The sequence below is a fragment of the Pseudomonas sp. B21-010 genome (assembly GCF_024749325.1).
Taxonomy (GTDB): Bacteria; Pseudomonadota; Gammaproteobacteria; order Pseudomonadales; family Pseudomonadaceae; genus Aquipseudomonas; species Aquipseudomonas kilonensis.
Window position 1 is genome coordinate 3,739,052 of the sequence record NZ_CP087198.1, and the last position, 12,782, is coordinate 3,751,833.

The 12,782-nt window shown below is 51.3% G+C and carries 7 protein-coding genes; 2 read left to right on the forward strand and 5 right to left on the reverse strand.

Annotated features, from left to right (window positions below; all coding sequences use genetic code 11):
* The first annotated feature begins 270 nt into the window (after positions 1-270).
* The gene (locus tag LOY50_RS16305) at positions 271-3,525 is read left to right on the forward strand and encodes an SNF2-related protein (RefSeq protein WP_258688408.1); all 3,255 of its coding nucleotides are present in this window, start codon (positions 271-273) and stop codon (positions 3,523-3,525) included.
* A 94-nt stretch (positions 3,526-3,619) separates the two neighbouring features.
* On the opposite strand, the gene LOY50_RS16310 is transcribed toward LOY50_RS16305, so the two are convergent.
* From LOY50_RS16310 to LOY50_RS16330, 5 genes are all read right to left on the reverse strand, one after another.
* Positions 3,620-4,441: an abortive infection family protein gene (locus LOY50_RS16310; protein ID WP_258688410.1), complete on the reverse strand. Its 822-nt coding sequence runs from the start codon at positions 4,439-4,441 to the stop codon at positions 3,620-3,622.
* Positions 4,442-4,520: 79 nt separating this feature from the next.
* Entirely contained in the window at positions 4,521-4,727 is a 207-nt protein-coding gene (locus tag LOY50_RS16315; RefSeq protein ID WP_258688411.1) for a hypothetical protein, read from the reverse strand.
* Between the two features lie 80 nt (positions 4,728-4,807).
* A complete protein-coding gene (locus tag LOY50_RS16320) occupies positions 4,808-9,151 on the reverse strand; it encodes a hypothetical protein (RefSeq protein WP_258688412.1) in 4,344 nt (1,447 codons plus the stop codon).
* Between the two features lie 175 nt (positions 9,152-9,326).
* The gene (locus LOY50_RS16325) at positions 9,327-9,785 is read right to left on the reverse strand and encodes a hypothetical protein (RefSeq protein WP_258688413.1); all 459 of its coding nucleotides are present in this window, start codon (positions 9,783-9,785) and stop codon (positions 9,327-9,329) included.
* 696 nt (positions 9,786-10,481) lie between these two features.
* Complete coding sequence (locus LOY50_RS16330) at positions 10,482-11,648, reverse strand: AAA family ATPase (protein WP_258688414.1); 1,167 nt, start codon at positions 11,646-11,648, stop codon at positions 10,482-10,484.
* Positions 11,649-12,102: 454 nt separating this feature from the next.
* Between LOY50_RS16330 and LOY50_RS16335 the strand changes: the two genes are divergently transcribed.
* Positions 12,103-12,630 carry a hypothetical protein gene (locus LOY50_RS16335; RefSeq protein ID WP_258688415.1) on the forward strand — a complete coding sequence of 176 codons (528 nt, stop codon included), beginning with the start codon at positions 12,103-12,105 and terminating at the stop codon, positions 12,628-12,630.
* Positions 12,631-12,782 lie beyond the last annotated feature (152 nt).

Here is a 12,782-nt window from a genome sequence, read left to right on the forward strand (position 1 = left end):
TTGACCTCCCTTTCCTGATGACTCAGCCACTATATGAGCACATTGCCATTAGCGCTATGACTCGCAGTGTAGTGGTCTGATGAAACCCGACTCCCATTTAAGCGAGAATTCTCGCCAGATAACCGCTTCGAGGGGACTATATGAATGACTGCAAAGGGTCGACTCCGGCCCTTCGCGCCAGACAACGTTCGACCAAATGCAGCCAGTTCACAACGATTCTCGCCGGCCAGCCTAATCTTCGTTGTCAGACACGTTGACATCGAGGCGGCAATGCAAGGCTCATTATTCGATCAGGAGCAGAATCCATTCGATGGAAACCTGCCCCTTCAATCAAGAATGCCCTTGAATTTGGGCGGGCGTAACGTTCACGACGTGGTCTTTGGTGACCTCTGCAACCAATGGGATGCGTTGGTAGTCACTGGATACAGCGGTTTAGAGCAGCTCATCCAATTGATAACCGCACGTGGAAAGGCGCTTAACCCGATGCGCCTCATCCTTGGTTCTGATCCGGTGACGGTGCGAAACCCGCGACTCAACCTCAAGGGCTATGATTTTTCTGCGGAAATACGAGCCTACTGGCTCGAACGTGGAATTTCTTTAGCGTTAAGCGGGCAAGTTTTGCACTGCATTGAGCTTGTACGGGCTGGCCATGTTCACATCCGCTATCCCACAGGTAGCCGACGGCTGCACGCCAAAATTTACTGTTCCGCGGGAGCCGTAACTTTGGGGTCAAGCAATTTCACTTCGCCGGGTTTGTATACCCAGCTTGAAGGGAATATGCGGTTCACTTCAGGAGATCGAGCCCGATTCAATGAGGGATGGCGAGTCGCTGAATTCTACTGGAGCCAAGGTAAGAATGCTGAGAACGCCTTCGTCGCGTTGTTAGAGCAGCTTCTAAAGTTCGTCACTTGGCAAGAAGCTTTGGCGAGGGCTAGCGCCGAACTGCTTGAGAGTGAATGGGCTAATCACTATCTGGAATCTATGATTGAAATCGAGCCTGCTAACCTTTGGCCATCGCAACGCCAAGGCATAGGGCAAGCCCTGTACCTGCTCGACACCCTTGGTGCTGTTCTAGTTGCGGATGCAACTGGGTCTGGGAAGACCCGCCTGGGGGCTCACCTTCTCCGGGCGATGCATGATCGAAATTGGTCTTCAGCCAAAGCCCGCAAAGGCGCAATGCTTTTGATATGCCCGCCCTTAGTCAGGAAAAATTGGGATCGGGAAACGGCCAAGTGCGGTGTCAACGTCACCATAGTTTCCCATGGCTTGCTAAGCAGGATGAGCAAGCAAGATACCTCCAACCTCGCCATTCGATTGTCGTCGGCACAAACACTCGCCGTGGACGAAGCTCACAATTTTCACAATCAGATGTCCAAGCGGACACGGAGCCTCAAGCACCATCTGGCGGACCAGGTGGTGCTGTTTACCGCAACCCCTATCAATCGTACGCGCGCGGATCTACTGCGCTTGATTGACATTCTGGGCGCCGATAATTTCGAGGATGAAGTGCTAACTGTCTTTGAGAGATTGAGCAAAGGCGGTGCAGGCTTGACAGATATTCACGCCAAAGATCTGGAAGCACTCCAATTAGCAATCGCCAGCTTCACCCTGCGCCGCACCAAATCGCAGCTCAATGCAATGGTTGATCTCGACCCTGAAGCCTACCGGCTTCCAGGAGGCCACGTGTGTCGTTATCCGAAACAGATCTCTACGAGCTATCTGTTGGATGAACCCGCACTGGACAGGGAGTTGGCGCAAGAAATTCGCGAGCTAGCGCTTCAACTCAAAGGGATTTCACATTTTCAAAAGCCGTTAGTGCTCTCGGAAAGCTTTAGACAGAACGGCGTCACCCCGGATGTTTACATGATCATTCGCCTAAAGGCGGCCCGCTCATCGGCTCTTTTTCATGTGATGTCCAGCTTACGATCATCACGCCTGGCGCTTTACCGGCACATTGAAGGAGTCCACGCGGCCTGTCTCAGAATGGGGTTGAGCGATTCTATTAAAGGGGGGGATGACGATACGGGGAATATGCTGCAACGCGTTGCCAAGCTCGCCGGCAGGATCCCAGAAAATCATCTTGGGATCACTCTGCCCTACTGGCTTTCGGACAGTTCGGAACATGGGCGCGCCTGCGAGGAAGAATGCTCAATATATGCGGCCATTCGCGACAAGCTTGAGAGGATGAGCGGCCATCGCGAAGCGTACAAGGTCAACCTCTTGGTAGAGCTTCTCGCTCGGCATGATCAGATTCTGGCATTCGACCATTATCCCCTGACGCTGAAATACTTCGAACACCTTTTGACGAAAGCTCGCCCTGAGCAAAAGACCTTCGACGTGGTTTTGGGCATTGGCGGTGACCCACGAAGCCATGAGCACATACAAATGCTCCTAAATCCAGAGGGGCAATCTGTGGGACGGTTGATAGTCCTGTGCAGTGATGCCATGTCAGAAGGAGTAAATCTCCAGCGTGCATCGACTCTTGTCCACTTGGACATGCCCAGCGTTGTACGAGTCGCCGAGCAACGCGTAGGACGCATTGATCGGATGGACAGTCGCCATACGGAAATTGAATCGCGGTGGCCTAGAGATGGCGCCGAGTTTGCTTTGAGATCAGATGAGACGTTTTTCCGCCGAATAGATGAAGTAGACAGTTTAATCGGGGGAAATTTGTTGCTTCCGGAAGACATGCGCACCCAGAAAGAAGACCGCATCATTACGCCGGAGGAACTAGAAGAACAAAGGCTTGCCCGGGAATCCAGATATTGGGATGGAATCGAAGATGCATTTGCCCCAGTCCGAGGGCTTGTATCTGGCCCCAATGCACTCGTTTTACCTGCTCTGTACGAGCAATATCGTTGTGAGACGAGCAAGGTGTTGTCTAGGGTGAGCGTCGTCCGCGCGACCAAACCTTGGGTGTTTCTTTGTCTAGCCGGAGAGCGTGCGCGTGCACCCCGATGGATTTTGCTACCGAACCTGGCTGATCCACCAGTTATAGAGTTGCGTGAAATCGCCAGACAACTGCGTGACCGTCTGCCGAATGAAGTGCAGACCCTCGACCCAACCCGAGCAGCAATGGGCGAGCTGCAAAAGTTTTTGAACTGTCTATGCGAGATGGAGAAGCTACTTTTGCCGAAACGCAAGCAGCGAGCGCTAAAGCAATTTCATTGGGCAGTGAAAATGTGGGCGCGCGATCGACACTGGGTAACCTCAACGGATCAGGCCGATCAAATTAAAAAACTATTGGAATTATTTGAGGGGGTCGCAGGAGAGCTAACACCAGATTGGGCGCATTTGGCTGAGCTTTGGCTTGAACTGATGCGTCCCCGGAGCGCCGAAATTCTAGAAAAGAAGGGGCGTCGAGCCTCGATGATGCGACTTCGCGACCTTGAGCCAGGCCTTAAAAGTCACCCCATCGAAGTAGACGTGCTGCTGAAAAAACTGAATGGAGTCGAGCTACGAAGACGTTGGGAAGAGCGCATTGTCGCTTGCATTTTGGGCTATGGATTGGCGAGTGCGGACTGAAAGAGTAGCCATAGACGCTATTAGACATTGGATATTGATCCATCTACTTCTGGAGGATGTACGTCTATGTTCAACATAAAAATGCTCCTTCTAATCAAAGGTGATCAAGCATAAGGCTAGCAATATTCCCCATGGACTCGATCGCAAACCGAGACTGGCTACGAGTTACGGTACTAAGCCAAGGCCGCCCATGACCTGTCCCTTCCTTGTTACGCAGCGCATTGAGAGCGCATCCCAGGTCATAGGCCGCTCGCTCGACGCGCTTTTTCACTGGTTCATCTTTCTCTGCGGGGTTCATAGGGGTTGCGAAGTCCAGCGCCGTGAACGCCTGGCCCAGAAGTGTCGGAAAATTCGAGTGACTAGGGTAATTGCCCCACTTCTCAACCAACACATGGGCCGCCGTAGCCTCCAATAGATCTTTCGCTATACCTGCCAACAGCGGGCTGTCCAATGCTCCCCGTCGCGCTCTATCGGCGTAAGCAGCTAGAGCAGCTGTTAGCTCTCGGCCCTTCATCGCTTCGAGGACCCGGGGTGCCAGATTACCCTCTGTGGACAGGTCCCAACCATTGTTCGCAATCGTGGCAACGAGATTCGCTATCGCTTCGGAGCCACAGTAGTTCGAGGATTGAGATCGAAATCCACCTTTACCTTGAACATTGGATATCAGGGCCGAGACAAAGGCCTCACCGCTTTTCTGGTTGTTGATCATCGCCCAATTCAGCGCACCACGAATGCGCTTAGCTTTGCCAACAGGCCTACCACCGGGGACCTGTTGCTCGCCTCCCGAGAGGTGATACTGAGCAAACAACACATCGAGGTCGTAGTGCGTAGGATCGCGCTTTTCTGTCTGAGAATCGTCTACCAGAAGCGCTAACGCCACAATGACGTCATCGGTCAGCGGTGGATTGTCGGCCATTCCTTTTCCATCCCTTCAAAGAAACGAAGCTGATTTCGCGATTAGCATTCACTGCCAATAAGCATGCTGAACAGGATACTCAGATTTGACTGCCTCGAAGCCTGGCCAGCCCCTGATTGATGAAGCCCGCGTTCTCTCCGATCGTTGACAGCGCTCCTCGAATATTTCCGCCGACCTCCTCCAACCCACTTTGCTCGGCATGAAGCGTAAGCTCCATTAGCGCTGCTTCCAGGGCAAGCTGGTTCTGACTGTCTAATACGCTATGCAGGGAATATTCGTCGCTCATGAGTAGGCTCCTTCCACATCACTTAGGTTTACCAAATACTGCCGGACTGTAGATATCTGCTGGCGCACGTCGCTACTGACTCACTTAACCAATCCTCCAGCGCCGGTAGAAAGGCGTGGGCGCAGATCAAGCACCTTAATTAGCAACCTGACACTGTTGCCCATCTCGGTCATAACTTTAGACGCTTCGGATTCAAGCAGCGCTCGCAATCCATCAATGTCTATTAATTCGCCAGTTTCCGGGTTCTCCCATTTCCGGTCGCTTGCTACAGTCACCAGAAGACAGCCAGATCGACAGCTCTCCGCCGCCATGTACCGCGTGACGAGCTGATTTTTTATCGTGTCGCGCAGTACCCGACCCGACCAGTTATTTTCTCCGACTTTGAGTTCAATTGTTGCCTGCTGTCCTGATATGGCCCGCATACGGATATCCGTTTCTTTTTCGTCAGCAGTGGCTCCTTCTTGATCGACTGTGTAGACATGATTGGATGCGTCTCTTAATGCCCGAGCAATCTCCCGCCGCATCACTTTCTCCTCTCCGATCAACACCCAAGCATCGCGGGGCGAAACATCCTGGAGTAACAAATCATCAATGTCCTCGAACCGGTCGACGAGCACGGCGAACATGTCGTCGCCGGTGGTAGGTGGTGCCTCGCCGTAGCGGTTCAGAGTCACCACCTCTGATTCTGTGAGCACCGCGCCATCAACTTCTTCTGCCGATTTCTCGCGCGCAAGTAGCGCCAGGCGATCACGGAAATGAGCGAAAAGCGGGTCTGCGATCATCTCGAGTTTCACCGCCCAAGCTTCCGCACCTTGAGTGTCGAGTATTGCATTAAGGAGCGAATTTCGTGCGTCTTGAGCATCGTCTCTAGGGCCTGGTGAAAAGGTACCTCGATGGGTAATGTCGTCGGTGGGACGCACATAACGATATGCAAGCCGCAGCAACCGCAGGAGTAGTTGCGGGGTGAAGCCAGCTGTTTTCAGATCGACACGCAGACTAGCGAAACGGCTGCCAAACAAAGTACTGAAAGCATTGATAGCGGGTCCCGTTGGCGCAGGCTGAAGCGGCGCTAGGAAAACCTCCAGAGCATGTGTTCCTGCACTAGGGTCGAGCCGCATTAATGTAGTTAACCAAACCTGTCTGATGGAGCCGTGGGTGGTAATGTTGAGCTGCTGCGCAGCCAAAATGCGAATCTTGTCCCGTGTATTGTCGCCGCCGTACTGGAGTAGAATTTTCAGTACGCGCTCGAGTCGACCTAACGCACCAGTTTCATCTTCTCCAACACAAGGATTGCTGACAAAAGTATCGAGCCACGTGAGCAATCGCCGCACAAACAATTGCACGACGACAGCTGGGGCATAGCTCAAGTCCTGGAGCAGCATTGCAAATGAATTTGTCGTAGCGGCTTCATCGAGTTCAGCAGACAAATCGGGACCAAGGGTCTCTTCGACCGCTTCTGGAAACTCCCGAGCTAGGGATTCGAACCATGCGGGAAATCCGTTGCACTCAATTCGAGCGTAACGAGTGGCCAATTTCGCCTCATCAATCGAAAGCTTTTGCGCCCAGTTAGGGTCCTCGGCTTCTGCGGCTATCGCGGCCAGTCCGAGCTGCCACCTAATAAGAAACACACCCTTTTGCCCCTCCGGCCTTTCGTAACGAAGCGTAGGATTATCGCCACGCCACATCGAGCGCATGCTGGCACGTAATCTATCGGCGATTGCTTTACCGAAGTGGCTCTCAACAAAACGCCGATCCCAACCAGATGTACGGCTCTCGCTTCCAGAGCGCTGCATCGCCTGCCAGAGATTCCAAGCGGTATTCCCTTCGCGGTCAGGCTTAAAGGCAACATCAGGTTGCTCAGCTACCTCACGCCAGAATGTCACCCAGCTCGCATGTCGCTGTGCCTGACTCTCCTCATTGGCTACGCGGTGCTGATTCAGTTCTGCTTCTAGCTTGAGCATTTCCGGATCGAGTTCCGGGGTAACAAGCTGTTGGTCGATAAGAGCGATCAACTCTGGCGCATCGAGAACGTACTGCTTCAGGCTTTCGATGTGGTCACGGGAATCGCCCACACCGTCCCATAGCCCTCGCATACAGGCATGCAGCATCATTGTGCGGTCCGACAACCGGCGATCAGAGTCAGCCAAAGTGCGTCGTACCCAACCTGCATCCTGGACGTAATTTAATTGGAGAGGTCCGCGGAATGAAACTTGGCAAAATCGCGCCCAAGGATCGGCGCGTGAATGAAGACTCTCGTTGAACGCGTCATCAGCCCAGAAAACGGTCTCACGATGTTCTGACTCCAGATCCGCTAGTGCCCTTCGCAGCTTATTCAATGGCTCCTCATGAACGTGATCATCTGGCGTAAGACGCAGGGCGATCGTGGAAGAGCGAAACACCTCCACGCGGTACTCGCTCTCTTGAATAAGTCTTAAGCAAACCGCTGCGAGCGTTGAAAGCAAATATGGGCGCTTACTGACTAGATGCGGCCACTCATCACCCCAAGCCAAATCCTCCGTGACCAAGTCGGTCAGACCTTCGCGCAGCGCCTCCAGATAGCCTGAAGGAAATTGAAGCTCTGCAAAGCTGTACGGTAACGACCACTCCTGCTCGAACTCCTTGCTGGATGACTCTGAAAAGCCCCTCAAAATCCCACAGAGTCGAGCAGGCGCGAAAAATAGAGGGAGTAATTTGACTATGGCTCCATACACAATTTCATCAGGCCATAGCGCCTGCGCCTCTTCCATCGACTGTGCTAAGAGTTCTACCCGGGCGTCACCAAGACGAGCCAGTGTCGTAATTGCATCAAGACGCTCGCTTGCCCTAGCAGATACATCGATTGCGACTGCATGGACGATATCTGCACACGCGGGCATAGGCCCTGCGCCGATGAGATCAATCAACAGCTCACGAACTTCGGGATTCTCAATGCCCCTCCCCCATAGTTCTAAAACCAATGGTTCTAACTCTGGTCTGGCAAAACGATGAATCTGCACCTGCGGAGCTTGTAGTCCACGCCATCCTCCAGAGCCGTAATGCGTAACGTATGCCCTCAATGCGTCCTCGCACTGAGACTGCGTCAGCGATTCCGGGTCAGCGTGATTCAGCAGAACGCTGGGATCGCGGTCACGGATTTCGGAAAAAATAGTCGACTGTGATGCAGCTAGCCATGCCGCGACCGGACGCATTGTTGGGCGGATGACTTTGTTGTTCTGTTGAGTCTCAGCGAAGAGCAAACGCTTTACTGCTTTGATTGGCACTCCCTGGCTCATACGCAGGTTGAGATATTGAGCTGCAAGAAACTCGAGGACCGAGCGGTGATGGAATCGAACTCGCCCGTAACTCGCAAACCCGAATAGCGCTCGCTCTAGCAATGTTTCCCGCTCTTGTGGAGTCCAGTCATGTAGCACCACTTCGGGATTCAGTGCTCCGCCTGGCTCACCACCACGATCCGCCTCCACACTAAGGCGTATGGTCAACTTCCGTGTAAGCAGCGCAGCAAGCGCAAGCCGGCTTGCTCCATCCAGTGCCCTATCGGGTGAGAGTTGCGCAGGCTCTCTTCGATCAGTACGCGGCTTGAGTTTGACGTGGATATTTTGCGCCACTTGCTCTCGATGGGTGCGAATACGGCGGTACTCTCGCCAGTCAGAGCAAAGCTCAACAAGATCTTGCGGTCGTCGTGCAAAATCCTCCGCGTTGCGCTTACGTATATCCGAAAGTAACGCATCAGCATCATCGACACCCTCAATAATCGCCATCTCACGAATTTGCTGGTCGGAGAGGGGCATCAACGCGACGTTACGCCATGCCGGCGGCACCACCTCCTTTTTGGAAGGACGACGAACGCGGCCCGACGCAATGTCTGCAAAATCATCTCGGCTCGGCGCCAGTTCTACCCGGTCAGGTACGGGTAAATGCCGCTCGATAATCTTCTGATCCACAGCGACCGGTCGGGTGGTTATGACAATCCGCACTCTTCCAAGCTGACTACCAATAGCCTTGCCCAACCGCCTGAGAGCGACCTCAAACGAGCCGAGCGTCAGCTTCAACTCATCAATCGAGTCAAGAAAAAAAGTGGCTACTTCGGACTGGGCAGCTAGCCAAGCGTCAAGCCGCTCCTCTTCCTCTCGTGACAGCAAATCCAACAGGTTGTTTGCGGCAAGCTGAGATAGATCTAGATAGAAAGCCGGCTCTCCTTTCTCCCACAGCACCTGCTGCTGTGCTCGACACTCATAAGTCTTCCCTGCACCGGCTTCCGAGATGATCAGAATACGTTGCGATTCCAGCAGCGTTTCCCATCCCACATCTTTTGCCCAGCCCAATCGTGACAGCATTGATGCCTGCTCGACGTCGGCGATCTCCTCCTGAGATAAATTGCGGAAGGTACGCTGAATACGACGGGGATCTGTTTGTGGTGATTGCATCAGCGACCTATATCCTTATCTGTTGAGCCCGCACAGTTTTTGCCAGGCTTTTTACGATGCATTGATACTAGCTGTTGAACGAAACTACTATCGTCAGGCGCCGGGGCGCAATCTGAACCCCATCGAGCTGCGCCTCCAGATTGAAAAAACCGCGTAGATAGCGGGTTTCGGAGATTTATAAACTAATAGATATTTTTACGTTTTCTGGTTTAACACCGTAGGTCCAAGCCAGCCTTTCAGCAGCAGCAACCGCGGTTAAAGGCTCCTGAGCAGATACGTCGTCACCTCCACATACATCCACTCCAAGCTTTATCAACGCATCCACGTCGACGTGACTTTCATTTTTCATCCGCAGTTCTTGCATATTCAAAGTTTGCACAATTTTTGGCCAAGCTTCCCACAATGAAACTGCACGCTCCAATATAACCTTCACAGAACGCCTATCTTCATGAGACGGTGCCACAACATAGCTTTCAACCGTCAACAACCATTGAGGAATCTCATTATCTCCGAGGACCAATATATATTTATGAGAAAGCCCAGCGTACCCTTCCATGTCTATGTGAATTTCACGACTGGAAGTGATCGTTTGAAAATGGCGAGGTGCATTCCTAACGATTTTTATAAGATCCATACAAAGTCCTTATGAGTAGATTGATTAACCGCAAGCAAACATATTTGTTGGTACCTTGCGAAAATGGCAAAGTAACCAACGAAAGTTACTGAATGGAATGTGGTTCCTCGGGAGTCCACTGTAGCTCACGCTCAATTCGATCACGATACTCTGTGCGGATTTTTCTAGGAGCGAACCGAATGTAGTTTTCAGCACGCGCCCTGCTTTCCCCTTCAAGTTGGCGTAGATACGTAACTACAGCATCCGCAGTCGGAGTCACCCTTCCCCCTTGGAATTTTGGCGGTAAAGCAGTCCAGATTACGTGGTCAATATCTCGGGAAGCAGCCCATTGTACGAGCCCTGGTATGGTGTCAGGTTCAGAAGCCCCCGCCGACCAGCTTCCAATATCCCTAGAAACGTTCTTATCAGGGATGCCCTCGCGATCTGCCAGATTTGCTGAAGCGGAGGACAGACTGTCAGTCCCCATAAGAATCCAGCACGATTGAACTGGCGACACGCCCTCCACCATCACAAGTGTGATCCTTCCATCAAGGGATTGGCGTGCGAACTCAACACATACATTTGGTCCATCATCAAACCATTGGCTGTCGACTCGGAGATCTCTTTGATCCCACACAAGCGACCCCCAACCGAGGCATGCGATTTTTGTCATGACACCTCCATGCGAGTTTTGGGCGGACTGCCCGATCCAGGATACTAATCCGATAGATCTTTCAGCAAAGCCTTTACCTCTCGGACTAGTCTCCTAATTTCATCCGCAGGTGGAGAGTCCGGAGCAACGTTGACGACGGAGTTAAAATAACACCATCCCTCCATGAACGTACGCTCGGAATTGAACCGCGCGATTTCGACTCTGTGTGAATTTGTAAGATACGTACTGAGCAAAGGAATTCTGGTATTCTTTACAAACTGAGCATTGCGACTGTAGTGGTGGTACGTTTCGAGTTCGTCTGCCTTCACAAGCGCTGAGATTTTTCTGACACTTTCTTCATCAGCAAAGTCTTCCGAATCCAGTACAGCATATGCACTGTCGCTGGGTGCGGCCGGAGTGTAGTTCGTCATAAGGCCAAAAACTTTTTCTGAGATAGCCCCGCCATTCAACTCGACGAACCTATCGCGTATCTTTTCCGCGCTATTGATTGAACTGACGCACAAGGCATCAACAAGAACAATAATCAATGTCGAAAGCAGAAACGTTTCTTCGGGTCTCCGGTTAAGATCGACAAAAATGTAGTCGTACTGATTAATGAGATCCTGCCATAAACATTCCGTATTCTTTTTTGACTCCAGGCGGCGGATTGCCGAATCGTACATTGGATCATTTCCTGCCGGGCTAAGACCCTTGGTATCAAAAATTACTCCATCACTTCTAAGCTCTTCTTCGATAACCCGAACCTCGTAAGAGTAAAGACGAACGTTAGCCTCATCGTAAAAATCGACTCCAATCTCTTCTCTGAACCGACGTACGCTAGGAGGCCTCTCCGACCGATTGTGGCTGCGAAAAACAACGTCATTAGTGACCACTGCAACTCGATACCCCTCATTAGCTAGTAGTGCCGCAGCAGCAACCGTTATGGGTGATTTACCAACCCCACCCTTGTAAGTTGTAAAACTTACAACCTTACAATTTTTATACAAAAGTCGACCATCGTCGGAGATGGGCGGGTACGCCAATTCATGCCGAATGCAGAAATGTGAAAGGGTGCTTTCCGATATGTCCCTGTGTGACGGTGCTCCATACGGTGCTTCGTATCCCTTCCAAGTTCTATACTTTACTCGTACAGAATCCGCTGCTTGCTGGGCAGTCAAACCCAGGCGTTTTCGAAGATCTCTTAATTGAGCCGGCGTGATTGCTGCGTCCATCAGAAGCTCCCAGATTTTTCCTAATCATAGTTTGGAAGAGCTAAGCTTGGCAGAAGGTGCATTGCACCCCGCGTAGCCTTTTCAGATTTCGCCCTGGCGACGCCGGTCGAATTTTCATGCCCCCCCTACAACCTAGCAACCGCCTTAAAATGTAAATGCAGCCCACTACGCAGGCACAATTGAAATCGTATCCATCATCCAACATCGGCTGCTATCAACCACAGCTTGAATAAGAACAGACATGCAATACCCAACCCAAAGAACCCGAAGAAATTACCTTCGAAAAAATAAATGAATACCCAATTTCAAATGAGTTCTAATCAAATTCATCTTGTAAGGACATTCACTTGCGCAGCAAAAAAGCAACACAAGCGCAAGCCATATAAAAATAATACGGAAAGTGCTATATACTAGATAAACATAATAATAATAATAATAATAATATGGAACAACTATGAAACGAGCAATCCACTGCGGCGCAAAACCGGAACACGCTTCATATGATGAGCAGGTTGTGATTCTTATGGGCTACCCACTCAAGATCACGTTCACGATAGAACCCCCAGATGACCATGTCCAGCTAAAAAACCCGCTCTCACCTTCTGTAAGGCCGTCCCAAATAGCCGCGCGCATTGAAACATCAAAAGGCTTCATATTTAGTGATTTTTTGATGACATCAGAAATCAAAGATAATAGCTGCGTTATATTGACCAATTACAACTATGCTGATTCAGCACTGCTGGACCACCAACCAGTTTCCTTCATAAAGCAAATTAGAATGCGGAAGGAACGAAGAAAAGGTGGAGTGCAACTTCCAGACACCTTAAATCGTTTTCACCACTGGCTTGCATCTCAAATCTCTGAGAATTTGATGCTGACAGGCTACCTTTCAAACTTACATGAAGGTGCCAAAATCAATTTTATAAGATTGGAAAAACCACCTAAAACCCAAAAAAACCGTGAGAACTGCGTTGATAGTTAACGAGCACAGGTAAGCGGCTCGGGAGTACTACCGGACGTCATATGTATGCATCACATGAACGGTGTTCGATGGAGGGGATCAAACAGCCGAAAGGCCAAAATGCGCGGCCAGAATGATTCGGGGGGGGGGGGGGGGGGGGGGTGAAAATTCGA

What these genes read in the sequence shown, in the direction of transcription:
- LOY50_RS16310 (WP_258688410.1), bottom strand. Translation starts at nt 4,441, where the DNA reads ATGGCCGACAATCCACCGCTGACCGATGACGTCATTGTGGCGTTAGCG.
- LOY50_RS16325 (WP_258688413.1), bottom strand. Translation starts at nt 9,785, where the DNA reads ATGGATCTTATAAAAATCGTTAGGAATGCACCTCGCCATTTTCAAACG.
- LOY50_RS16315 (WP_258688411.1), bottom strand. Translation starts at nt 4,727, where the DNA reads ATGAGCGACGAATATTCCCTGCATAGCGTATTAGACAGTCAGAACCAG.
- LOY50_RS16330 (WP_258688414.1), bottom strand. Translation starts at nt 11,648, where the DNA reads ATGGACGCAGCAATCACGCCGGCTCAATTAAGAGATCTTCGAAAACGC.
- LOY50_RS16335 (WP_258688415.1), top strand. Translation starts at nt 12,103, where the DNA reads ATGAAACGAGCAATCCACTGCGGCGCAAAACCGGAACACGCTTCATAT.
- LOY50_RS16320 (WP_258688412.1), bottom strand. Translation starts at nt 9,151, where the DNA reads ATGCAATCACCACAAACAGATCCCCGTCGTATTCAGCGTACCTTCCGC.
- LOY50_RS16305 (WP_258688408.1), top strand. Translation starts at nt 271, where the DNA reads ATGCAAGGCTCATTATTCGATCAGGAGCAGAATCCATTCGATGGAAAC.